Below are 24,512 nucleotides of genomic sequence, written 5' to 3' on the forward strand. Positions count from 1 at the left end.
ACACCATTATTCGGCGCGCAATAATACGTGCGTTTGCGAACAACGTTTGATGGGGGTTGAACCTGCGTGCGCAATCTCAAAATACTGTTTTCCTATCTAGGGGCATACCGTCGCGATGCCATCCTCGGCGTGTTCTTTGTGTCGGTCGAGACGGTGCTCGAGCTGTTTATCCCGGTCATCATGGCCAACATCATCGATGTGGGCGTGCCTGCGGGTGATATCAACTACATGCTGCTGCAGGGCGCGTACATGTTGGTGTGCGCTGCGCTTTCGCTGGTACTGGGCTTGGGTTATGCCCGCACGTCCGCCCGCGTTGCCTCGGGCCTAGGCGCTAACCTGCGCGAGGCCGAGTACAAAAAGATTCAGACGCTCGCTTTTGGTAACCTGGACAACTACGACGCCAGCTCGCTCGTCACCCGCATGACCACGGACATCACCGTTATCCAAAATGCTGTGGGCAACGGCTTTCGCCCTATGGTGCGCGGCCCGGTGACGCTTATCGTCGGCCTTATCTACGCGCTGATGCTGTCGCGCCCGCTCGCCACCGTCTTTGCGATCATCTTGCCCGTGCTGGCAATCGTGCTGGGCGTCATCACCTATCGCGTGAGCCCGCTCTACCGCCAACTCCAGACCTCGATGGACCACCTCAACGGCGTGGTACAGGAAGACCTCACCGCCGTGCGTGCCGTCAAGGCCTACGTTCGTACCGAGCACGAGGAGGCCAAGTTCGACACCGTCAATACCGAGCTCGCGCGCACTGCGACAAAGACCTTTGGCAGCGCGGTGCTCAACCTGCCGGTGTTTCAGCTGTCGATGTACGTGGCTGCGCTCTCCATCCTGTGGATTGGCGGCCGCATGATTCTCGCCGGCAAGCTGGGCGTGGGCTCGCTCACGGGCTTTATGAGCTACGTGCTGCTGATCATGAATTCGCTCATGATGATTTCCAACGTGTTTTTGCTGCTCACGCGCGCTCTTACGAGTGTGGGCCGTATCGCCGAGGTGCTCGATGAGGAGCCCTTTATCGCCAACCCCGCGGGAGACCTCGCGATTGCGGCACCAGCGGACGGCAGTATTGAGTTTCGCGACGTTTCCTTTAAATACCGCGCGGATGCAGCCGAGGATGTGCTCGAGCATATCGACCTTCGCATCGAGAGCGGCTCGACGGTGGGCATCCTCGGCGGCACGGGCTCGGGCAAGAGCTCGCTTGTGCAGCTGATTGCGCGCCTGTACGACGCCACCGAGGGCGCCGTACTTGTGGGCGGACACGACGTGCGCGACTACGACCTGGTCGCCTTGCGCGACGCCGTGGGCATTGTGCTGCAAAAGAATGTGCTGTTTACGGGCACCGTGCGCGAGAACCTGCAGTGGGGCAATCCGCAGGCGTCGGACGATGAACTCCTCGCGGCTTGCCGCGCAGCGTGCGTGGACGAGTTCCTTGATCGCATCGGCGGGCTGGACGGCGAGTTGGGGCAAGGTGGCGCCGGTGTTTCGGGTGGCCAGAAGCAACGCCTTTGCATCGCGTGCACGCTGCTCAAGCATCCGCGCGTGCTCATTTTTGATGACTCCACCAGCGCGGTCGATATGGCGACCGACGCAAAGATTCGAGAGCACATCGCTCGGATTCCCGATACGACCGTGCTCATCATCGCCCAGCGCATCGCGAGCGTCATGGATGCCGATCGCATTGTGGTGCTGGACGACGGTCGCGTCCACGGCGTGGGCACGCACGAGGAACTGCTGGCGGGCGACAACATATACCAGGAGATTTACGCCTCGCAGATGGAGTGTGCGGGGAACGCGTGCACCGGCGACGGCAGCGATGATGACTGCGCGAAGGATCCGTTTTCCTCCGTCGCATGCGGATCACCCTTGGAAGGGGGTGAGCGCCATGCCTAAGACCGCAGCCCAAGCACGCCCGGCCGACCTCAAGCGCACTGTACGCCGCTTGCTTTCCTACATGGGGCATGCCAAGTTCTCGTTGCTCGCGGTGGGCGTGCTCGCCTCCGTCGCCGCCATCGCGAGCCTCGCCGGCACCTACATGGTGCGCCCCATCGTTAACGGTTTGGCCACGGGCGGGGAGGAACTGCTCGCCAAGCAGGTCATCCTGACGGCGATCATCTACGCCGCGGGCGTGCTTTCGGCCCTGGGCTACTCGCAGATCATGGTGCGCGCGGCCCAACGCGTGGTGTCCGATATTCGCCGCGATCTGTTCGCACACATCCAGACGCTGCCGCTCAGTTATTTTGACAGCACGCGCTCGGGCGACATCATGAGCTTTTTCACCAACGATGTCGACACCGTCTCCGAGGCGCTTAACAACAGCTTTGCCAACGTGATTCAGGCCGCCATTCAGGTTGTGGGCACCACGGCCATGCTCATCATCCTTAACTGGCAGCTCACGATCATCACGCTCGTGTGCGATGCGGCCATTGTGCTGTATGCGCGCTACTCGGGCGCGCGCTCAAAGCGCTTCTTTGCCGCCCAGCAGGCATCGCTTGGCGACCTGGACGGATATATCGAAGAGATGGTCTCGGGCCAAAAGGTCATCAAGGTCTTTAACCGCGAGGCAGCGAATGTCGCCGGCTTCACCTGCCGCAACGACGAGCTTCGCCGCACCGGCACCGCCGCCGTGAGCTACGCCAACTCCATGGTGCCCATGACCGTCGTGATTGGCTACGTCAACTATGCCATCGTCGCGGTGGCGGGCGGCATGCTCTGCATCAAGGGGCTCGCCGACGTGGGCGCGCTCGCGAGCTACCTGGTCTTTGTGCGCCAGGCGGCCATGCCCATCAACCAGTTTACGCAGCTCGGCAACTTCTTGCTCAACGCGTTGGCCGGTGCCGAGCGCCTGTTTGCCGCCATGGACCTTGAGCCCGAGGTGGACGAGGGCTGCGTGGAGCTGGTGCAGACGGGCGACGCCGCGTGGGCGTGGAAGATTCCCGAGGGCCAGGGCGTGGGCGCGTACGGGCATTTGCATGATGTGGCAGCCGTTGATGAGTCGGGCCGCGCGGTGGCTGCCGACGGCACCGAGCTCACGTGCGGCTTGGTCCCGCTTGCCGGCGACGTGCGCTTCCATGCCGTGGATTTTTCCTACGTGCCGGGCACCCGCGTGCTCACGGACCTCAACCTGTTTGCCAAGCCGGGGCAAAAGATCGCGTTTGTGGGCTCCACGGGTGCCGGCAAGACGACCATCACCAACCTCATCAACCGCTTCTACGAGGTCGATGACGGCGAGATCACGTACGACGGCATCGACGTCAAGCACATTGCCAAGGCCAGCCTGCGCGGGTCGCTCGGCATTGTGCTGCAGGACACGCACCTGTTTAGCGGCACCATTGCGCAGAACATCCGCTTTGGCAAGCTCGACGCGACCGACGAGGAGGTGCGCGCCGCTGCCGAGGCCGCCTGCGCGGATTCGTTTATCCGCCGCCTGTCTAGAGGGTACGACACACCGGTTACGGCCGACGGCGCCAACCTGTCACAGGGCCAGCGCCAGCTGCTCGCCATCGCGCGCGTGGCCGTTGCCGACCCGCCGGTGCTCATCCTGGACGAGGCCACGAGCTCCATTGACACGCGTACCGAAAAGCTCATCGAGCGCGGTATGGACCGCATCATGCGCGGTCGCACCACGTTTATGATCGCGCACCGCCTGTCCACCGTCCGCGACGCCGACGCCATCATGGTCCTCGAACACGGCCGCATCATCGAGCGCGGCACGCACGAAGAGCTGCTCGCCCAGCACGGCGAGTACTGGCAGCTGGCGCATGGCTTAAAAGAGCTGGATTAACCCGTTCGAGCACGATGCTTTGGCCCCTCCGTGCCCCTCACCTCGCCTCAAACCATCACAACATTCGACGGTTTTTGCCAAAATCGGATAAAGCATCGAATGTTGTGATGGTTTTTTTGCCACTCGACCGGGTGGAATCGCTTTCTTACGCACGAAGGTGTGCGAACCCGTGAGCAGGGGAATAAGGTTGGTTATCCGACTCCATTGGAGGGCTCATGGACCTGCCGATCGTCCTGTCCCATAAGACTGCCTGACTGTACCACAACGTGGCGCGCCCGTCCGAGCCGCTCTCGCGAGCAAGCAGCCTATACGATGAGGACTCGCTTGCTAACGAGGCGGAGCCGACTGCGGACCTGCCCAAATTGGGGCTTGATACCAAGGGGCTGAGGGCTTCAACGGCAGTTGGGATCGTTACCGACTATCTGGTTTCGCTTGGTATTCCACGAGAAGAGCTCGATCATATCGACACGCTCGTCAACTTCGATTTTGAGCGCTCGACGCCGGCTGGATTTAGATGCCACGTGTTTGGGTCGCCGGTACCTCCAGGCCATCTTATCGAGGTGGCAGAGGGCCTTCTAGTGGTTGACGAGGCCATGTGCTTTGTTCAAGCGGGTTCGTGGATGAGCGAGCCCGAGCAGCTGGAATATGGCTACGAAATCTGCGCCCGATACCATTTGAATCATCTGTCGACAGGCGATTATATCGAGATGGGGCAGAGGTATACCGTTGCCGACTTGATTGCTTATTGCAATGAGAACCGATCTCGCCAGGGGACAATACGCGCGGCCGCCGCGCTCAAGCGTGTGCACGATGGCGCGCGGTCGCCCATGGAGACGGCCACCGCAATCATGGTTGTAGCAAAACGTTCCCAGGGCGGGCTGGGATACGCCAAGATCGAGCTCAACCATCGGGTCGATGTTCCCAACGAGTTCAAGTATCTCGCAAAGGCCGGGTATTTCGAGATCGACGTATATGCGCCTGCGAGCGGTACGGGGATTGAATACAACGGCTCGGACCATCTTGATAAACAGCGCAGCGCGTCGGATGCGGAGCGTATGACCGTGCTGAGCGCGCTGGGCTTTAGGATGATCGTCCTCACCGGGACTCAGTTTGCCCACCAGCTGCAATTGCACCGGGCGATGAACGCTATCGCGCTCGCTATGGGCCTCAAGTGCGATCGAAGCGAAGCGTTCCAAAAGCGGCAGAACGACCTGCGAGAATTCGTGATCCGGCACTGGGACGGCGGCCTTTAGGGGCGCTTTGGCCCTTCTACGGGGTACCGTGGGCAGGCAAACCATCACAACATTCGACGTTTTTCGCCAAAAACGGGAAAAGCATCGAATGTTGTGATGGTCTGTTTTGAGGATGGGCTTGGAAAGTCCGTTTTGCTCGAAGTGACCTGTCCTGTCGTACGGGTGTCGGCATGATTCTCGCGTGGGGTATTATGTTTTCCGAAGAATAAAACGCCTCGTGAGGGGAGGGCTGCGTGGACGGGCACGTGCAACATGACGGCTTTGGCCGCGATATCAACTACCTGCGCATTGCCGTTACCGACAAGTGCAATTTCCGCTGCATTTACTGCATGCCGGCCGATGGCGTGGCGCCCCGCGCGCACGACGAGCTGCTCAGCGCCGAGGAAATCGCCCGCTTTGTGCGCTTGGTGGCGGGGGAGGGCATTCGCCACGTGCGCCTGACGGGCGGCGAGCCGCTGGTCAGCCGCCGCATCATCCCGCTCATTCGTGACATCCGCGCGATCCCGCAGATCGAGGACATCTCGCTCACCACCAATGGCGCCCTGCTGCCCAAGCTGGCGCCGCAGCTCAAAGATGCCGGGCTTAACCGCGTCAACATCTCGCTCGACACGCTCGACCCTACGCTCTTTGGAAAGATCACGCGCCTGGGCCGACTCGAGCAGACCATGGCTGGCATCGACGCGGCGCTGGCTTGGGGCTTTGAGCCCGTTAAGGTCAACTGCGTTGTGGTGCGCCGGCTCAACCAGGACGTGGCGGCCCTCGCACGGCTGACCGTCGACCGCCCCATCCACCTGCGTTTTATCGAATACATGCCCATTGGCGACGAGCACACGAGCTCGCATTGCGCTGTGGACCCACATGCGCCTGCGCTCAATCCCGAGCTGTGGGACGCGAGCGACACCGTGCCGAGCGACGAGCTGCGGGCGCGCATCAATGCCGGGGTCGCCGCGACGGGACTGGGCGAGCTCGAGCCGCTCGACATCAACGACGCTCCTGCCGGCGCGGGCCCTGCACGCTACTGGCACTTTCCGGGTGCGGCGGGAACGGTCGGCTTCATTAGCGCCATGTCCAACCATTTTTGTGCGAATTGCAACCGTCTGCGCCTGACGGCCGATGGCAACGTGCGTCCGTGCCTGTTCAGCGATGCCGAGTATTCGGTGCGTGAGGCGCTGCGCCGTGGTGATGATATGCAGGTACTTTCGATTTGGCGCGATGCCGTGGCCCACAAACCGCAGGAACACGCGATAATTGAGGGCACGCAACGATTTATGTCCCAAATCGGAGGATGATCATATGGCCAAGAGCAGGTACGCCGATGCCACCAAGGCCGCTCGCAGGGCCGCGATGTCTGCCCACAAAGCCACGGCTGCGGCGAATGCTGGCAGCGCCGACGCGTCCGTGCAGCCGACTGCCAGCGCTGTCGCCGAGCCCGCCCGTGACGCCCGTCGCGACGAGCTGACGCATGTGGACGCCAAGGGCGAGGTACGCATGGTCGACGTGTCCGACAAGGCCGAGACGCATCGCATTGCCGTCGCCGAGGGCACCATCCTCATGCGCCCCGAGACACAGGCCATGGTGCTGCAGGACCGCGCCAAAAAGGGCGACGTGCTTGCCTGCGCGCGCGTGGCGGGCATTATGGCCATCAAGCGCACGAGCGACATCATCCCCATGTGCCATCCGTTGCTCATTACCAAGAGTAAGTGCGACATTGCGCCCATCGCTGCGGCGGGGACGCCTGTCGATGATGTGCCCGAGGGCTGGGCACCGGCGCGCACAGACGGGCAGGTTGGCTTTCACGTGCTGGTTACGGCCGGCGTGACGGGCAAGACGGGTATCGAGATGGAGGCGTTGACCGGCGCGAGTGCCGCGTGCCTGACCATCTACGACATGTGCAAGGCGGTCGATCGCGGCATGGAGATCGTCGACGTTCGCTTGCTGCACAAGGAGGGCGGCCGCTCGGGCGTGTGGGACCGCGCAGAGCGTCAGGCCGCTGCTGTTGAGGCCGTGGGAGCCGCGGGCGACGCGCCCGCGAGCACACCCGTCGCCGTCACGCCCGCGGCTCCCACTCCGGCCGTCCCCGCGATCGCGTTTATCGGCTACCAGAACTCGGGCAAGACAACGCTCGTCGAGAAGGTCATCGCCGAGCTCACCCGCCGCGGCCTGCGCGTGGGTTCGCTCAAGCATCATGGGCATCACGGCTTTGATATCGACGTACCCGCTAAGGACACATGGCGCCATCACCAGGCCGGATCCAAGCACGTGGGCCTCATCTGCGCCACGCGCTGGGCGGAGTACGCCGACACGCGCGAGGAGGACGAGATGCCCGCGCGCGAGCTGCTATCGCGTTACAACGATGTCGACGTGGTGATCATCGAGGGCTACAAGACCGAGGGCTTCGACAACATCGTGGTCGCGCGCTCCGGTGTCGACCGTCTGCGCGGCAAGAGCTCGCTCGACCTGGTCGACGGTCACACGCTGGCCCTTGCCTGCAACGAGGCACTGGCGCGTCAGGCCTTCGACGCCGGCTTTGCGACCCGAGCCATCAACATCAACGACGCCCGAGCCATCTGCGATCTTATCCAAGATCACCTTCAGGCTTGACGCTGCGCCGGCCCCAAGCACCCCATCTCGCCCCTCAAGCCGTCGCTCGCGTACCAAAGTACGCGTCGCTCCTCTTTCGGGGCGACCTGGGGCACTTGGAACCGGCTCGCTGCGTTGCCATAACATGCCAAAAAGGGACAGGTTTATTTTGGCAGGTTTTATCTGGGCAAACGTCACTTCCACCACAAAGGGGCCAGGCACCTTTGTGGTGGTTTTTGCTTTGGTAGATGTGTGGGGCATGCCTTACAATCTACCAAGTAGTTCATGACGGGCGAAAAACGGAGAGAAGGGGCTTGATGCGTCCTTAATGTTTCATGCGGATAGATTGATTTGACAGACGGTGGCGAATGCCCGCCGTCCGCATTTGTATGAAACAAGGAGTCTCTATGCTCGCCTCTCTTTTCTCAAAGCCTCAGCCATCGCTGTCCGTGCAGGCCAAGCGTCTGGTGGCGATGCGCTTTCTCATCTACACCGGTTTTCAGACCAGCTACTTTATCGGCGTCATCGGAACGCTCACCTATGCAGACGACGCCTCGGTCGTGGCGACATCGCTGGCCGTCCTTTTTATGAACGTATTCGTGATCTTGGGATCCTTTGCGGGTGGTGCTGCGCTCGACGCCTGGGGTCCGCGCCGTCATTTCTTGCTGAGCATCGTGGGCACGCTGGCAACCGGTGCGGCGATCCTCGTTTTTGGTAGCGCGACCGGCATCGTCCTGCTCGGCGCGGCGCTCCTGGGCTTTGTGATGGGGTTCGCCCAGCCCATCGCCACATCCTATCCGGCCTACCTCACCGACGACCCTGTCGAGCTCAAAGACATCAACTCCGCTATCGCAATGTTTTCAAACGTGAGTATTATCGTCGGACCCACGTTGGGTGGCTTTGTCGCGGCGGCTGCGTCGTCGCGCGCGGTGTTTGTGCTCATGATGCTCTTTACCGTGCTGGCATTCGTCGTCGGTTGGGGCTTTAGGCCGCAGACCAGCCATGTCGCCGGGCATGCGGATGCCGATTCGGCAGAGGAAGGGGAGCGTGCGGGACAAAGCTCCAACCCCAGCACATCCACCCGCGCCACCTTCGCAGCCAGCATCAAGACAGTCTTCACCAACAGCGTCCTCGCGCTACTTTTCTGCATCATTTTTCTTTCGAACTTTGGCTACGGTGCCTTCGATCCGCTGGAGTCGTTCTTCTACCGCGATGTCCTGCACGTCGGTGTCGAATGGATGGGCTGGCTCTCGTCGGCCAGTGGTGTGGGCGCGGTGCTGGGCGCCGTGGCCGTGCTCCGCTTGCCGCCGCACCTGGTCAACCTTAAAACGCTGCTCGTGGCGCTCATGTCCGTGGGCCTGGGAAGTTTGCTCTATGTGGGGACGCCGTACGTGGGCGTAGCCCTTGTCGGCCAGATTGCCCTGGGCGTTGCCTGGGGTGTCGTCAATCCGCTCCACAACACCATCGTGCAAACGACGGCTCCGCTCGAGCAGCTCGGCCGCGTCAACTCGGTCATGGGCTTTGGCAACATGTTCGCCGGCGTGGCCCCGCTGGCGATTGCCCCGTGGCTGGCGGCGACATTTGGCGTGCAACAGACGCTCGTTGGTGCGGGCATGGTCGTGACGGCAGTTCCTGCGGCGTTGCTGCTGTTTGGCCACTGGCACTTGGACCGTGCCGCAAAGCAGTAAAAACCATCACAACATTCGATGAAAATCGCGATTTTGCCGAAAAACGTCGAATGTTGTGATGCTTTGCGTCTCGGGCCAGGCCACCCTTCGGGTTCGGCCACCACAAGGGGGCAGGCACCTTTGTGGTGATCGGGTCCCAACGGCCTGCGCCTTGGTATACCATGTACACCATTTCCGACCACACCCCACACCGCCGCACAACCCAGAAAGGCCCCCATGGACACCACCTTCAGCCACATTAAAGCCGTGTTCTGCGATATCGACGGCACGCTGCTTACGAGCCAGCACACGGTGTCCCCGCGCACCGTGGCGGCGATCCGCGCCCTGCGCGAGCGCGGCGTGCTCTTTGGCCTGTGCACCGGGCGCGACGCCCACGCGACCGAGGCCATGTACGAGCTCTGGGGCATCGAAGGCCTGGTAGACGTGCTCGTGGGCTGCGGTGGCGCCGAGGTCATCGACCGCGCGCACGACATCAACGAGCTGAGCTATCCGCTGCCGGGCGAGACCATCGCGCGCATCTGCAAGCACATGGCGGACCTTCCGGCAACGCCCGTCTGCCCCCGAGACGGCGTGTTCTACGTGCCCGAGAGCAACGCGTGCGTCGAGCACCTGTCGCGCGTCGACGGCGTGCCCTACCAGGTGGTCGATTTTGCCGAGTTCTTGCGCGAGCCGCAGCCCAAGGTGATGTTTACCATGGCGCCCGAGGTAATGCCGCGGGTGATTGAGCGGGCGTCGACGTTTGCCGACGACACCGTCAAGGCGGCGGCTCTGCAAACCACGCAGCGGCTCTACGAGTTCATGGATCCGCGCGTGTCCAAGACGCGCGGCCTTGTGCGCGTGGCGGAGCTCAACGACATGGAGCTCCAGGACATCTGCGTGTTTGGCGATGCCGACAACGACACCTGCATGGTGGCTGACGCCGGCGTGGGCGTGGCCATGGCAAATGGCAGCGACGCCACCCGTGCCGCCGCCGACTTTGTAACCGCCAGCAACGACAAAGACGGCATCGCGATCTTTATCGAGGAGCATCTGCTGTAGCGCCGGGGGAGAACCACCGCAAAGGGGACAGGCGCCTTTGCGGTGGCTTCAGGCGATTTGGGCGAATTGATGCCTAAAATTTGCGCGAAAATTCAAATATGGTTGTCTGAACATCACGCTTCTAACCAACGATGGGTAAAGATATTCTCATCAGTTTGATAGGATATTCCTTCCTGTTAATGACCTACCGCTCACGGTCGATTTTCGACCGTGAGCAGGATGTTTGCTCTTGAGCAAAATGTTGTGCAAATAAATCTAATGCCATTAAAAAATGATGGGCAACTAAATTACCAGTAGAAACAAAAAATAGATAGCGAATATACGAAGGTAAATCTGAGTAAATGTCAAGAGAATTGAGAATTCGCTACAAAACTATCGGTTTTCTTGTTCAGATATTCAAACAATCGTTACAATATGTACTATAAGCGTGCGCAATCACAGGTTGCGCAGATACGTTTGATAGTGAAAGAGCAAGATCGCGGTCTCTTGGGGAGGAGACATCGATGACAGCAAATTCAGATAAATCTAAGCAGAACAATAAAGCGGCACATCGTGTGCTAGCAGGTGTTTTGTGCGGAGCTTCCGTTTTGAGCCTGGTACCGTCGCTTGTTATGCCCCCGATCTCGCAGGCCATCGCCAACGACGTCCAGACAGTTTCTACCGAGGAAACTGTAATGGGGTGCTCAAGGTGAAGAAGTTCGCCGCATGTAGCTTTATGGCAACTGTTCTCGTAGTGAGCACTCTGTTGTCGCCGTTTAGCGCGGTCTCCACCGCAAGTGCGGAAGATGCTGGACTCCTCACTCCGGGCATTCACAAGCCAACTTCCAGCGGCATCGGTACGAATATCGATGTCTCTACCCCCGATCCCGGCGTGGCCACCTACGTCGGCCGCGACATGTATATCGGTGGTAAGCCGAGCGAAACTAGAACTCTTAATGCGGGTAACGCTCCCACCGGTTCATATGCCGCTGAGGCGGAGGGCCTTACCGTGGTCCGTGGCAAGCTTGCCATGAATCCTATCAAGGCGAGTTGGAGCGGCGATGGCTTCCGTTTCGGCACCGTTGGTTTTGGTTCTCAGTTTCGTCCTGTCGACCGTAGTACAGTGCTTGCGGTCGCCGGTATAAACAGCTCGATTCAGAACATGAACACCGGTCTGGGAAAGACCTCAGATACTGCGACGGTTGGTGCTTGGACCAGGGGTGCCTGGGTCGGCAAGTCGAAAGAGGATACCGGCTATGACTACACCGCGCAGATCGCCGGTCCCATTACCTATTGGAATCCTGGCAACAATTGGAATGCTGACAACAAGCGCCAGTCTGTGGTGAAGAAGCAGGGCAAATACTATGAAGGGGATAATGCGGACCAAAGTTCGCTGTTCAACAAAGCCAACGTCCTCAAGATCAACGGTAAGGATTACACCGATTACCTGGAGTCCGAAGTAAAAGCGAAAATCTCCGCGCCTCTCGCAAAGCTTGATTCCAAATTGAGCTACACGGTTAGTGTTGCCGAGGAGAATCCCAATTACACCATTAAAAAGTACAACAACAAGGAGCAGTACGGACTCACGTTCAACGGCGATCGCAAGACCTTTACGCGCAAGACGAACTATACCGACGTTAACGGCAACAACGTTTCCGGCGAGGTGACCCTTGTCAACAACGAGAAGCTCATCACGTTTTACGGGGATGCGGATGGGAACGGCAAAGGTTCTCCGCTACAAGTCTTCAACCTGAAGGCGTCGGATCTTACCAACTCCTATAAAGGCAATATCTACCGTGGCGTGGACTTCAGCTTCAAGAATATACCCGAGGACGCTTCCGTGGTCGTCAACATCATCGGTGATGCTCCGGTTGAGTTCAACACCGGCTGGCGCTTCTGGTGGAATGATGTGGAAATCTCCCGCGGGTACGAGGAAGATAGCGCCGTCGAGTCTCTGTACTCTACTGCCGCCCAGAGCATCCTGTGGAACTTCACTACGGCCAAGCAGGTCACCATCCGCGGTGGTATGGCCCTTGAGGGCAATAAAGCCCTCGGAGGTGCCGATGATAAGTGGACAGACGACGACCCAGCAGCCGCCATGTTGGGCAGCATCGTTGTTCCCGACGGCAGCTTCGAGGACCACGTGACCACTAACGGCCGTGTGTACGTGGGCGGCGACTTTGAGATGTACAACCCTACGAAAGCGTGGAATTTCAGCTTCGAGGGTGACTCGGCTTCCGTTATCGACATGGACCAGGAGCGTCACAATTTCCCGTGGTCCGGGTCGTATACACCGGACGGCTCTGCCATTGCGTGGAGCAAGGTTGACGCTGCGGACGGCATGACGCCGCTTTCTGGTTCCTCGTGGACGATATACGGCACTGTCGATGATGCCAAGAATGAAACGAATCCCATCGTTACGGTAACGGATGGCGGTGCCAATGATTACTCTTCGGATGATGGCGAGCTTCAGTTCAACTATTTGAATCAGAAGGCCAAAATTGGCGATCCCAACGATAAAGACTACTTCACGTACTACATTCGCGAGGTCAAGGCGCCGGCTGGTTATCAGAAGTCGGACACCATCTACTACGCAACCATGAACAACACCGGCGAGCAGGTGAACTATGTTCAGGGTTATGTGGATACGACGAACAACAACTCGCTGGTTCCGTTCAAGAATAACTCCACGGGTGCCATCCGCAACACCAAGATCACCGGTACGGTGTCTTGGACCAAGGTGGCGGAGGGCGACACAGAACACAAACTGCCTGGTTCTGAGTGGAAGCTCACCAAGAAAAAGGACGCCGATGGTACGGCCGACCAGTCCTGGACCGTGATCGACCAGGTGAGCGACCAGTCGACTTCGAGCGATACCACGTGGGTAGACACTGACACCGCGCCTGGCAAGTTCACGCTCGAGGGCCTGCCGCCGGGTACGTACACGCTTGTTGAGACCCAGGCTCCGTTTGGCTACGAGAAGAACCCGACGGATTATCGGTTCACGGTGAACACGGACGGTTCCATTGCGTGGACGGATGGCAAAAAGCCGTCTATCGACAAGAGCGGCAACGCGTACATCTCTGACACTCTCACCACCACGTCCGTGGAGATCCCAGTGATCAAATCGGTTCGAAATATGGATTGGCCGAAGAACGACAAAGGCTATGTGCCGTTCGAGTTCAGCATTGAGGCTACGGGTGACTACGCAGACACACCCCCCATGCCCAAAGAACCCAAGATTTCTGTTGCCCCAGAGGCAGGGGAGGCCGACGCCACCAAGCTCAACAACATCACGGCGGCCTTTGGCGCGATGACGTTCAACATGTCGAACCTGTCCGATGCCCCCGGTACGGCGGGTGACTACGCCAAGACCTACACCTACACGGTGAAGGAGGTCGCGCCTAACGCCGATGCCATCGACAAGCTTCGCTACTCCAAGGCCGAGTACCGGGTTGTCGTCACGGTGAAGGCCGAGCTGAATGAGGCCGACAAGTACACCGGCCTCACCACCTCCACCACGGTCACGCAGGTGAAGGACGACATGGGCAATACTGTGAGTAACACCATCGGCAAGGACGCCGAGCCCAACGCCATCCCCGCCTCCACCTTCACCAACGTGAAAGTCCTCACGGACCTCCCGCTCACCGGCGCGGGTTGGACCGAGAACTCCATGCTCCTCGTGGGCGCCGGTCTCATGCTTCTGGGCGGTATCGCCGCGGGAGCGTATTGGATCGCTACAAAGCGCCGCTAGGACGATTCGTCTGATGGCGCATGTAGATAGATGTTTATGAATGTCGGGCTTATTTCTGAAAGGGGATCATGAACCGATTAGTACAAAAGCTGATCGCCGGCGCCGCCGCCGTAGCGATCGCCGTAACCGGCCTGGTGGGTGGAGCGCCCACGGCCAAGGCTGCGCCAGTCTACAGCATTACGATCAACAAGCAGTCGACGGATGCTGCCGATCACACGTTCAACGGCTGGCAGCTTGCCGAGCTGAAGGACGTTGTTGTTGGCAATGACAAGTCGATTGCCTATACGATTGATACCACCGATGCGCTCGTGAGCACCATCGAGGGCGCGATGAACTTCAATGCTGTCATTGATGAGACGGGCGATGCCCGGAACGTGCTTACTGCCTACAAGCAGGACAAGAACTTCTTTGTGTCCGAGGGCAACGCGTCGAACAACCCTATGGGCTTCCTGATCATGCGGGTGTTTAGCAATAGCGGAGCCCCTAACCTCTCCTCGCCTTGGAACAATGATGCCGCGCTGCGCACCTTTGCCCAGAACCTCGAGGACCAGACCTTCCCTGGTACTCCTGCTGCAACCGAGTTCACCACGTCTACGGCCGGCAACGCCAATGTGAAAACCTTTAACGTCCCGGGTATCTGGTTCCTGAAGGACGTTACCAATCCCGCTGCGGACAAGGAGTCCTTCTCGCTGCCCATCATTACGCCGACGAGCATTGCGGGCACCGATGTCGATGGCACCGTTACCGTGAAGAACGTGATTCCGACCATCTCTAAGCATCTTGCCAATGCTGACGGCACCTACAACAATGAGCCGTCCTTCTCCGTGGGCGACACCGTGTACTACACGCTTGAAACTACCGTTCCGTACTACACCGGCTATTCGACCAAACGTGTGTTCAAGATCAACGACACTGCTAGTTCTGCCATTTCTTCGATTGTCGGTAACGTCGCCACGGGCGTAAAGGTTGAATCGGTCAAGGTTGGAGACGTTACTCTTAAGGTGAGTAACGACTACAGTGTTTCCTATGCTGCCACTTCTGATACCGATAGTAAGTACGCCGGAGGTGTAGATACCGTCATCGACCTTGGCAACTACGTGAACCAGGTTGCGGGCGCTACTGCGCTGAACGAGGGCGCAAAGGTGACCGTACTGGTGAGTGCTACCCTTGATGCAGATGCCAAGCTTTCTGACTCCACCGCCATCCAGGGCAACCCCAACAAGGACTCACTTACCTGGTCGCACAACCCCAACAACACCTCCGATGAGCAGACCATTCCTGGTAACGAGGTGAATGTCTACTCCTATAAGTTCAACATCGTGAAGACCGCCAAGGACATGACCACTAAGCTCTCGGGTGCTAAGTTCACGATCAAGGCGGGAAGCAGCTATCTCGGTTACGAGAACGGCGCATGGAAGACCCTGACCACGACTCCGACTAAGGATACTCAGGGTGGTGCCGAAGTTGGCGTGTTCGCCACCGACGATGGCGTCATCAACTTTAATGGTCTCGACGCTGGCACGTATGAGATCGAGGAGATCGTTCCTCCCAATGGTTACACCGCCGTCTCCCTGCCGAAGTTCACCTTTACGGTATCCGCTACGGTGAAGTCCGACGATCCCGAGGGCCAGAAGACCATCACTGCTGTCTCTTATGCCAAGGACGCTACCGATCCTCGCGTCTCCGTTGAGAACTCGACCATCAAGATTTGGAACGCCAAGAACCTCACCGAGCTGCCCTTGACCGGTGACCTGGGCATCAAGGTTTTCATCACCGTGGGCGTGCTGCTCATGGCTGCTGGCGCCGCCTTTGCCCTGAGTGCACGTATGCGCTCTTAATTCCCTAGCTTGATGACGCGGCGAGCGGGCGATCGTCGTCTCCTATCAGCGCCCGTGCGCCGCGTTCTCACATTCCCTTTCGCCGCACCCCGTCGCGCTTGGACCCGCGGCGGGGTGTGGTGCATTAACCGTGTCCTCGCACCCACACCCCCGGAGGTGAACCACATGAAGGCAATCAAGCCCGTATCGACGATGCGCACGCCGAGCGTCGGTTCGAACCCGGCTTCCCCCAGCCGACGTAAACCGCCCCTCGCCCTGCGCCTGCTTTCCCTTCTGTGCTTTGTCGCCGGCTTTGTTATCGTGGCCACGCCCCTCGCCCTGCGCGCCATGTCCCAGGCCGAGCAGACGGCCGCAGTTACCGCGGCCGCCAACACGGTTGATGGCTGGCCCTATCCGAAGGCGGAGGAGGCCCTCGCGGCCGCGCGCGCCTACAACGAGCAGTTGGCCGCCGGCGGTCAGGACGTTATCGGCGAGGTCGTGGATCCGTTCGGTAGCACCTCCGGCGCCTCCACCGCCTCTGGCTCTGAGGATTCCATCGCCTCGCAAGATACAACCTACCAGGGGCTTCTTAACGCGGGATCGGGCCTTATGTGCTCGGTGCGCATTCCCAAGATCGACGTGAACCTGCCCGTGTACCACGGCACCTCTACCGAGGTGCTCGCTGCGGGCGCCGGCCACCTATATGGAACATCGCTGCCCGTGGGCGGCGCGAGCACGCACGCCGTGCTTACCGGCCACCGCGGCGTGCCAGGCTCGCTCCTGTTCACGCGCCTGGACGAACTGCAGGTTGGCGACTCGTTTTACATCGAGGTGATGGGCGAGGAACTGGGTTACAAGATCGACCGCATAGACGTGATTACGCCCGACGACGATTCCAAGTTGCGCGTGACCGCCGGCGAGGACCGCGTGACGCTCATGACCTGCACGCCCTACGGCGTGAACTCGCACCGCCTGCTCGTATCGGGCGTGCGTGCGGAGATTCCGAATGAGGTGCCCGTGCCCGAGGACGCGCAGGGCATCAACACCACCGCGGTGGCGCTGGGCGTTTTGGGCGCGCTGCTGGCGATTGTTGTGGGTCTCGTTGCGGCCGGGCACGTGCGCAAGAAGCGGCGCGCGGCGCAGCGTGCTGCCGTTGCCGCCGCGGTGACGCTGGACGCCGGCGCGGCTGCTGGCGAAGGCGGAAACGGGTGGACCGCGGGAGCCTCCAGGCCTGCGGTCCCCTTCTCCTCCTCTGCTTCAGCCTCCTCGGCTTCCCCCGATTCCGATGCTGATTCTCCCGAGTATCGCGGGCGACACCTGCGGTAGCGCCCGCATTGGTGCTCAATATCGCTCGAAGTGCAGCGCCTTCGCTCGCTTCCTGGTCATTTGCCAGAACCGCGGCGCTATCCCGAACATGCCGTACGACGCGATGGTCGAGCTTCCCGCCTACATCGGCAAGAACGGCCCCGAGGTCATCTCGCGCGACAACATCCCGCTGTTCCAGCAGGGCCTCATGATGCAGCAGCTCAACTCCGAGAAGCTCGTGGTCGAGGCGTGCATCGAGGGTTCGTATGAGAAGGCGCTCAAGGCGTTCACGCTCAACAAGACCGTGCCGTCCATGACGGTCGCCAAGGAGATTCTCGACGACATGATCGAGGCCAACAAGGATTTCTGGCCTGAGCTTAAGTAACGAGGCCTTCGACGGCCCGACTGCGAACGGTTCGCAGCGGCCTTTGAGGTCCATAGGCTCCCCCTGGGGTCCATCCTAGGGGGGAGCCTCTCAGAAGCGCCCCGAGGGGCGCTTCTTGTGTATATGGAGGCAAAAGGGATATACAGTCTTCATATACGGCCTCCTTTTAGTAGGGTCGATTTCTCCGGTTGATTTCTGATCTCAGCTGAACATACTGAGCGGATAGGCCGTTCCCGCAGTTAGCCGAAAGCCCCGGGGTCCCTCCCGGGCTCCGGGGCGGCATTTTCCCAGTTGAAGGAACGGTGGAGATGTGTTTCGGTGGGTCCGGTGGCCATGCTCCGCTCTCCGCCCGGCACCTCTTCCAAGGGAATCGACGAGGGCGCCGGCGCCCAGTATGTCTAAGTGAACGGTTCTTTGGGCAATACTGCTTATGATTTTACGACTGATGATAAGGGCGAAATCAGCGTCAAGGGCCTCGATGCTGGCGCTTACACGGTCGAGGAGACCCATACGCTCCCCGGCTATAACACCGTGCCCAAATTCACGTTCACCATTACTGCCACGGGTCTTAATCAGAATGAGGGCGAGAATACGTTGACGGTGACCACATCCAAGAATGGTTCTGGTCTCGTCACCAATTCCTCTTCTGGTGGCGGCACCGTTACCCTTACCGTCAAGAACAAGAAAGGCTCCGGCCTCCCGCTGACCGGTCTTAACGGCGTGACCTTCACTTGGATCGCTGGCAGCGCAGTGCTGTGCATCGGCGTGGCACACCTCATCCGCAGCCGTAAGCAGGCTGAGGAGTCCGAGCAGGAGTAACGCTCACTCACCCATCCCTTTGGCAGGTGGGATGTGATGGCCATGAGACTTGCGGACACTTTTCTCGTCCATCGACGTTCTTGCTTTGCCATTCTCTTTTCGGGGCAGACTCCGCACTGGAGTCTGCCCCGTTCTTTTTGGGATAACGCAGCCAGGCTCCATTGCCCGATGTATCAAGCGTATGAATATCGAACAGATGTTTGCAAATATTGCGTTTACCAGCTGTAAGTGCGAGTGCTCGCAGTAAAATATCCTTGCGACGCATTCCGTGCGCGGGCGGCCGACGACTCGATCGGAGGTCCCCAAATGCTGAAATTCCTTAACGCGCTCGCCGCCCTCGCGGCGGTGGGCACGTTCGTCATCGCGTTTCTTGACTCGTATGAGGTTCGGTTTAAGGTCCGTAGGCGCACGCGCGGTGCGGACGGTAGAAGGCATTTGCGCCGCAGCAAGCGCAAATAAGAATGCCCGGGGTTAGAGGCCCGGGCATTTAACAACACCGGAAACTGGTCGCCCGCGCTCCAAAGTACTTACGCGGGGTGCGTCGTTTCCTGTAGCTATTGTATCCCGAATCGCCCCGCCGATTCGGGACATTTTGAAAACGCAAACACGTCGGGCAAACCCGGACAATGCGGCCAGGCTCCTCTGGAAGAGGAACCGTGTGGGTAACTATCGAACAAATGTTTGTCAAAATCGCGTTTACCAGCCGTGGGTGCATACACTCGCAGTAAAATGACATTGCGACGCATCCCGTGCGCGGGCGGCCGACGACTCGATCGGAGGTCCCCAAATGCTGAAATTCCTTAACGCGCTCGCCGCCCTCGCGGCGGTGGGCGCGTTCGTCATCGCGTTTCTTGACTCGTATGAGGTTCGGTTTAAGGTCCGTAGGCGCACGCGCGGTGCGGACGGTGGACGGCATTTGCGCCGAAAGCGCAAATAAGAATGCCCGGGGGTCGGATCCCGGGCATTTAACAAAAGCTGAAAACTAGGCCGCCCGCGCTCTCGTACACTTACGCGGGGTGCGTCGTTTTCTATTGACATTGTATCCCGAATCGCTCAGCCGATTCGGGACATTTTGAAAACTCAAATGCGGGCCCATACTCGCACTGCGCAATGCTGCCAGGCTGCGTTGTCCGGCGTGGAAGCTCGCTAATCGGCTATTATTTGTTTAGACAACCTGAGCTGTAGAGGAGTGACCGGCGATGGTGCAGGGCGCCAAACATATGAAGAGCAATAACGCCGCGGCCAACGGCGGCTTAAGCCCTCAGCCCAAACCTCAACCAAAACCCAAGCGCCGTCGCAAGCGGCTGCCGCGCTGGGCCGACCGTCTCATCACCATTGTCATCATCCTTATTGGCGTGGGCCTTATGACCTGGCCGTGGATTTTGGACCGGCTTGAGGCCTCGGGCGTGTTCAACCAGATCAGCACCGTGTCCAGCACCGTGGACGCGCTGTCTGCCGAGGAGCGCGAGCGCATCCTGCTCCAGGCTCGCTCCTTTAACGAGCAGCTGGCGGGCGAGGCCACCGAGCTTCCCGCCGACCAGATCGAGCCCTACGCTCAGCAGCTCATCTTTGACCGCGACCCCATGATGAGCTGGGTCGAGATCCCCTCCATCGACGTGAGCATGCCCATCTACCACGGCACGAGCGAGGAAGTCCTTATGGCGGGCGTCGGCCACCTGGAGGGCACGAGCCTGCCGGTGGGCGGCACCTCGACGCATTGCGTGCTCACCGCGCACTCGGGCATGCGTAACCTGAGCATGTTCGACGATATCCACTCGCTGGAGCCCGGCGACCTGGTGCTGCTGCACACCATGAACAAGACGCTCGCCTACAAGATGGTGGACTCCGAGGTCGTGCTGCCCGAGGAGATGGAGTCGCTGACCATCGAGCCCGGCGCCGACAAGGTGACGCTCGTTACCTGCACGCCCTACGGCGTAAATGACCATCGCCTGCTGGTGCATTGCGTGCGCACCAAGTACAACAAGAAGGACGTCGACAAGCAAAAGTCGCTGGCCGGCCGCCACTGGGGCAAGCGCGAGTTTGCCGTGCTCATCGTGGTCGTGGCCATTGTGCTGTTGCTACTGGACATCGTGATCCACGCGGTCCGCAAGCGCCGCAAGGCCAAGGCCTCGGCATAGGACATTCTCCAGAACCACCACAAAGGGGACAGGCGCCTTTGTGGTGGTCGGGACTTCCAAACCATCACAACATTCGATGAAAATCGCGATATTGACGAAAAGTGTCGAATGTTGTGATGGTCTTCGTTGTGGGCGGGACGGTTTTCGTTTCGGACGGCGCGGTTTTCGCTATGGACGGTGCGGTTTCGCTGCGGAACCGCCGGCCCGCCAGCCCGCCGCCCTCGTTACGTTTTCGCTGCATTTGGGTAAAGCACCTGCTCCAAGCGGCGTTGCCTTGTATACTAGAGCGGTTTATCTGTTATGCGGAAGGGAGCGCCTATGGCACTCAGCGAGAAAGACGTGCGCGGCATCGCCGAGTACGCAAAGATCGCACTGACCGATGACGAGCTCACCCAGATGACGTCCTACATGAACGACGCCGTCCAGATGCTCGAGCCCGTCTTGCAATATGACTTGCCCGACGTGGAGCCCACGTTCCATCCCATCGGAAGCCTGTCCAACGTGATGGGTGATGACCTGCGCGAGCCCGAGCGCGACCTGCCGCTCGACGTCGCGCTCGAAAACGCCGGCAGCGCGCGCGACCGCTACTTCCGCGTGCCGTCCATTTTGGGAGAGGGGGAGAGCGAGTAATGGCGCTAAGCTTCGATTCCCTTACCGCCGCCCAGATCGCCGCGGGCGTTGCCGCCGGCGACTTTACCGCTACCGAGGTGGCCAAGGCCTCTCTTGCCGCCATCGAGGCGCGCGAGGGCGGGGTCCAGGCATTCCTGCAGGTGGCGCCCGAGCTTGCGCTCGAGGCCGCCGCGCGCGTGGATGCCGACCGCGCCGCAGGCAAGCCGCTGCCCCCGCTCGCGGGCGTGCCGCTGGCTATCAAGGACAACATGAACCTCGTGGGCACGCGCACCACCTGCGCTTCCCGCATGCTCGAGGACTACCAGAGCGTCTACACCGCCACCTGTGTCCAGCGCATGCTCGATGCCGGCTGCCTGCCCATGGGCAAGGCCAACATGGACGAGTTTGCCTTTGGCAGCTCCACCGAGAGCTCGGCGTTCCACCGCACCAACAACCCCTGGGATACCGAGCGCGTGCCCGGTGGCTCCTCGGGCGGCTCCGCTGCCGCCGTCGCCGCGGGCGAAGTCGCGCTCTCGCTGGGCTCGGACACCGGCGGCTCCATTCGCCAGCCGGCGTCGCTGTGCGGCGTGGTGGGCTTTAAGCCCACGTATGGCGCCGTGAGCCGTTACGGCGTGGTCGCCTTTGGCTCGTCGCTCGACCAGGTGGGCCCCTTTGGCCGCACGGTCGAGGATGTCGCGCTGGCCATGAACGCGCTTACCGGCGCGGGCCACGATCCGTACGACTGCACCAGTCAGGATTGCGCCGTCGACTTTACCGAGCATCTCAACGACAGCATCGAGGGCAAGCGCGTGGGCATTATCCCCGCGTTTATGGAGGCCGAGGGCCTGACGCCCGAGGTCAAGGCCGCTGTTCAGCGCGCTGCCCAGGAGCTGCAGAACCAGGGCGCCGAGTTGGTCGAGGTCGACCTGCCGCACCTGGACGCCGCCATCGCCGCCTACTACGTCATCGGCCCGGCCGAGGCGTTCTCCAACCTGGCTCGCTTCGACGGCATTCGCTACGGCTATCAGGAGGAGGGCTGCGCCAACCTGTCCGACCAAAGCTCGCTCTCGCGCGCCCACGGCTTTGGCGCCGAGGCCAAGCGCCGTCAGATGCTCGGCGCCTACCTGCTGAGCTCGGGCGTGTACGACAAGTACTACTACGCTGCGCAAAAGGCCCGCACGCTCATCACGCAGGACTACGACGCCGCGTATGCCAAGGTGGACACCATCCTTATGCCCGCCTCGCCGCGTACGGCCTTTAAGTTTGGCGAGATCAGCGACCCCACGCAGATGTACCTCTCCGATCTGTACACTATCTCGCTCAACATTTGCGGCAACGGCGGTATCTCGGTGCCGCTGGGCCTGGGCGAGGACACCAAGCTGCCCGTTTCTGCCCAGCTGGTTGGTCCGGCCTTTAAGGACCGTCAGCTGCTCACGTTTGCCCGCGCCCTGGAGCGCGGCTTTGCCGATGCCGCCACGGGTGCGCCCGCGCTTTCCGTCGCGCCCGATTTTGCCGGGAAGGGAGGCGAGCTGTAATGAAGGAGCTTTCCGAGGTCCTGCAGGATTGGGAGGCCGTGATTGGCCTGGAGATCCATACCGAGCTCACCGCACTCGATACCAAGATGTTCTGCAACTGCAAGCTCAGCCACGATGACGAGCCCAACGCCAACGTGTGCCCGGTGTGCCTGGGCCTGCCCGGCGCCCTGCCGGTGCCCAACAAGCGCGCCATCGAGAGCATCGTCAAGGCCGGTCTCGCCACCAACTGCGAGATCCAGCGCCACTCGATGTTCTACCGCAAGCACTACTTCTATCCCGATATGGCCAAGAACTTCCAAACCACGCAGGGCCCGGTCGCCTTTGCCATGTACGGTCACCTGGACCTGGACGTGACCGGTCGCGGTGCCGCCGAGCGCCCCGACTGCGCGTTTGGCGAGGCCGAGGCCCAGAGTCTGGCGAGCGCCTCGGCCAACGCCGAGGGCCTGTCCACGTCCATGACATCGACCATGCGCGAGGGCAACCAGCGCGCCGGTCACCTGGCCAGCTACGACGCGTCCAACCTGCAGATGCCTGAGCGCCGCGAGGACGGTTCCTACACGGTGCCCATTCGCATCCTGCGCATCCACATGGAGGAGGATGCCGCCAAGATGGTGCACGTGGGCGGTGCCGAGGGCCGCATTACCGCTGCTGCCGAGTCGCTCGTCGACTACAACCGCTGCGGCACGCCGCTGATTGAGCTCGTCACCGAGCCCGACCTGCGCACGCCCGAGGAGGCTCGCCTGTTTATGGAGAAGCTCCGTCGCATCTTTGTGACACTGGGCATTTCTGACTGCTCCATGGAGAAGGGCTCCATGCGTTGCGACGGCAACGTGTCGCTGCGCCGTCGCGGCGAGACCAAGCTGGGCACCAAGACCGAGCTCAAGAACCTCAACTCGTTTAAGAGCCTGCACGATGGCCTTGCCTACGAGATTTGCCGCCAGGCCGAGGTGCTCGAGGAGGGCGGCATCATCTATCAGGAGACCCGCCACTGGGAGCCCAGCCGCAAGCGCACCGTGGTCATGCGTGTGAAGGAGACGGCCGACGACTATCGTCTGTTCCCCGATCCCGACCTGGCGCCGTTCGATCTGGACGACGAGTTCATCGACCGCTGCCGTGGCGAGATCCCCGAGCTGCCCGATGCCAAGCGCGTCCGTTTTGAGGCCGACTTTGGCATTAAGGCGGCCGATGCCGAGCAGATTGCCGGCGACCCCGAGTTTGCCGAGTTCTTTGAGGCGGCCGCTGCCGGTATGGCTGGCAAGGAGGCCCAGACGGTCGCAAACCTGCTGGTGAACGAGATGATCGCCTACCTTAAGGGCGCGGGTGTCTCGCTGACCGAGTCCGGTATTGCACCGGCTCAGGTGGCAGCGCTTGCCAAGTTGCTCGCGACCGATGCCATTAGCTCCAACCAGGCGCACGAGGTCTTTGAGGCCATGGCCCAGACCGGCGACGATCCCAACAAGATCGTCGACGAGTGCGGTATGCGTCAGGTGAGCGATGCCGGTGCGCTGCAGCCGATTGTGGACGAGGTGCTGGCAAACTGTGCCGATCAGGCGCAGCAGTATCGTGACGGCAACCAGAAGGTCATCGGCTTTTTGGTGGGCCAGTGCATGAAGGCAAGCCGCGGCAAGGGCAACCCGAAGCTCTTCAACGAGTTGCTGAGAACGTCGCTCTCGTAGCTGCGAGGCCGGGGAAGCCCCGAGTCGCCGGGGTATTTCCTCCAAATTTCAAACAGTCCTATGCAAGACGAAGGCCACATTTAGTGGCCTTCTTTGCATGCGGAACTCATTTGGAGCAAACACCCCGGCGACTCGGGGCTTCCCCGGCC

General features: G+C 60.6%; 16 protein-coding genes. All 16 read left to right on the forward strand.

What is annotated here, in order from left to right; all coding sequences use genetic code 11:
• Window positions 1-66: 66 nt before the first annotated feature.
• The 16 genes from AAAX35_RS01675 (at window position 67) to gatB (ending at window position 24,363) form a co-directional block, all read left to right on the forward strand.
• On the forward strand, window positions 67-1,896 hold the full coding sequence (locus AAAX35_RS01675) for an ABC transporter ATP-binding protein (protein ID WP_349116529.1): 1,830 nt from the start codon (window positions 67-69) through the stop codon (window positions 1,894-1,896).
• The gene (locus AAAX35_RS01680) at window positions 1,889-3,787 is read left to right on the forward strand and encodes an ABC transporter ATP-binding protein (protein WP_349116530.1); all 1,899 of its coding nucleotides are present in this window, start codon (window positions 1,889-1,891) and stop codon (window positions 3,785-3,787) included. Before AAAX35_RS01675 ends, AAAX35_RS01680 begins: the two co-directional genes overlap by 8 nt.
• A gap of 578 nt (window positions 3,788-4,365) precedes the next feature.
• Window positions 4,366-5,040, forward strand: a complete 675-nt coding sequence (locus tag AAAX35_RS01685; RefSeq protein WP_349116531.1) for a hypothetical protein — start codon at window positions 4,366-4,368, stop codon at window positions 5,038-5,040.
• A 233-nt stretch (window positions 5,041-5,273) separates the two neighbouring features.
• Window positions 5,274-6,329 carry a GTP 3',8-cyclase MoaA gene (moaA, locus tag AAAX35_RS01690; RefSeq protein ID WP_349116532.1) on the forward strand — a complete coding sequence of 352 codons (1,056 nt, stop codon included), beginning with the start codon at window positions 5,274-5,276 and terminating at the stop codon, window positions 6,327-6,329.
• 4 nt (window positions 6,330-6,333) lie between these two features.
• Entirely contained in the window at window positions 6,334-7,641 is a 1,308-nt protein-coding gene (mobB, locus tag AAAX35_RS01695; protein WP_349116534.1) for a molybdopterin-guanine dinucleotide biosynthesis protein B, read from the forward strand.
• A gap of 386 nt (window positions 7,642-8,027) precedes the next feature.
• A complete protein-coding gene (locus AAAX35_RS01700) occupies window positions 8,028-9,308 on the forward strand; it encodes an MFS transporter (RefSeq protein ID WP_349116535.1) in 1,281 nt (426 codons plus the stop codon).
• Window positions 9,309-9,524: 216 nt separating this feature from the next.
• Window positions 9,525-10,346, forward strand: coding sequence for an HAD family hydrolase (locus tag AAAX35_RS01705; RefSeq protein WP_349116536.1), 822 nt, complete (start codon window positions 9,525-9,527; stop codon window positions 10,344-10,346).
• Between the two features lie 688 nt (window positions 10,347-11,034).
• Complete coding sequence (locus AAAX35_RS01710; protein WP_349116537.1) at window positions 11,035-14,079, forward strand: SpaA isopeptide-forming pilin-related protein; 3,045 nt, start codon at window positions 11,035-11,037, stop codon at window positions 14,077-14,079.
• Window positions 14,080-14,147: 68 nt separating this feature from the next.
• Window positions 14,148-15,917 carry a SpaA isopeptide-forming pilin-related protein gene (locus AAAX35_RS01715; RefSeq protein WP_349116538.1) on the forward strand — a complete coding sequence of 590 codons (1,770 nt, stop codon included), beginning with the start codon at window positions 14,148-14,150 and terminating at the stop codon, window positions 15,915-15,917.
• 165 nt (window positions 15,918-16,082) lie between these two features.
• Window positions 16,083-17,222 carry a class C sortase gene (locus tag AAAX35_RS01720; RefSeq protein ID WP_195361729.1) on the forward strand — a complete coding sequence of 380 codons (1,140 nt, stop codon included), beginning with the start codon at window positions 16,083-16,085 and terminating at the stop codon, window positions 17,220-17,222.
• On the forward strand, window positions 17,182-17,586 hold the full coding sequence (locus tag AAAX35_RS01725) for a hypothetical protein (protein ID WP_349116539.1): 405 nt from the start codon (window positions 17,182-17,184) through the stop codon (window positions 17,584-17,586). The genes AAAX35_RS01720 and AAAX35_RS01725 overlap by 41 nt, the downstream gene beginning before the upstream one ends.
• Window positions 17,587-17,988: 402 nt before the next feature.
• On the forward strand, window positions 17,989-18,405 hold the full coding sequence (locus AAAX35_RS01730; protein ID WP_349075651.1) for a prealbumin-like fold domain-containing protein: 417 nt from the start codon (window positions 17,989-17,991) through the stop codon (window positions 18,403-18,405).
• Between the two features lie 1,220 nt (window positions 18,406-19,625).
• A complete protein-coding gene (locus AAAX35_RS01735) occupies window positions 19,626-20,543 on the forward strand; it encodes a class C sortase (RefSeq protein WP_349116540.1) in 918 nt (305 codons plus the stop codon).
• Window positions 20,544-20,861: 318 nt separating this feature from the next.
• Window positions 20,862-21,173, forward strand: a complete 312-nt coding sequence (gene gatC / locus AAAX35_RS01740; RefSeq protein ID WP_055250987.1) for an Asp-tRNA(Asn)/Glu-tRNA(Gln) amidotransferase subunit GatC — start codon at window positions 20,862-20,864, stop codon at window positions 21,171-21,173.
• A complete protein-coding gene (gene gatA / locus AAAX35_RS01745) occupies window positions 21,173-22,687 on the forward strand; it encodes an Asp-tRNA(Asn)/Glu-tRNA(Gln) amidotransferase subunit GatA (RefSeq protein WP_349116541.1) in 1,515 nt (504 codons plus the stop codon). The genes gatC and gatA overlap by 1 nt, the downstream gene beginning before the upstream one ends.
• Window positions 22,687-24,363, forward strand: coding sequence for an Asp-tRNA(Asn)/Glu-tRNA(Gln) amidotransferase subunit GatB (gene gatB / locus AAAX35_RS01750; RefSeq protein WP_349116542.1), 1,677 nt, complete (start codon window positions 22,687-22,689; stop codon window positions 24,361-24,363). The genes gatA and gatB overlap by 1 nt, the downstream gene beginning before the upstream one ends.
• The last annotated feature ends 149 nt before the right edge of the window (window positions 24,364-24,512 follow it).

Source organism: Collinsella sp. CLA-ER-H11, from assembly GCF_040092445.1.
In the GTDB taxonomy this organism is placed as follows: domain Bacteria; phylum Actinomycetota; class Coriobacteriia; order Coriobacteriales; family Coriobacteriaceae; genus Collinsella.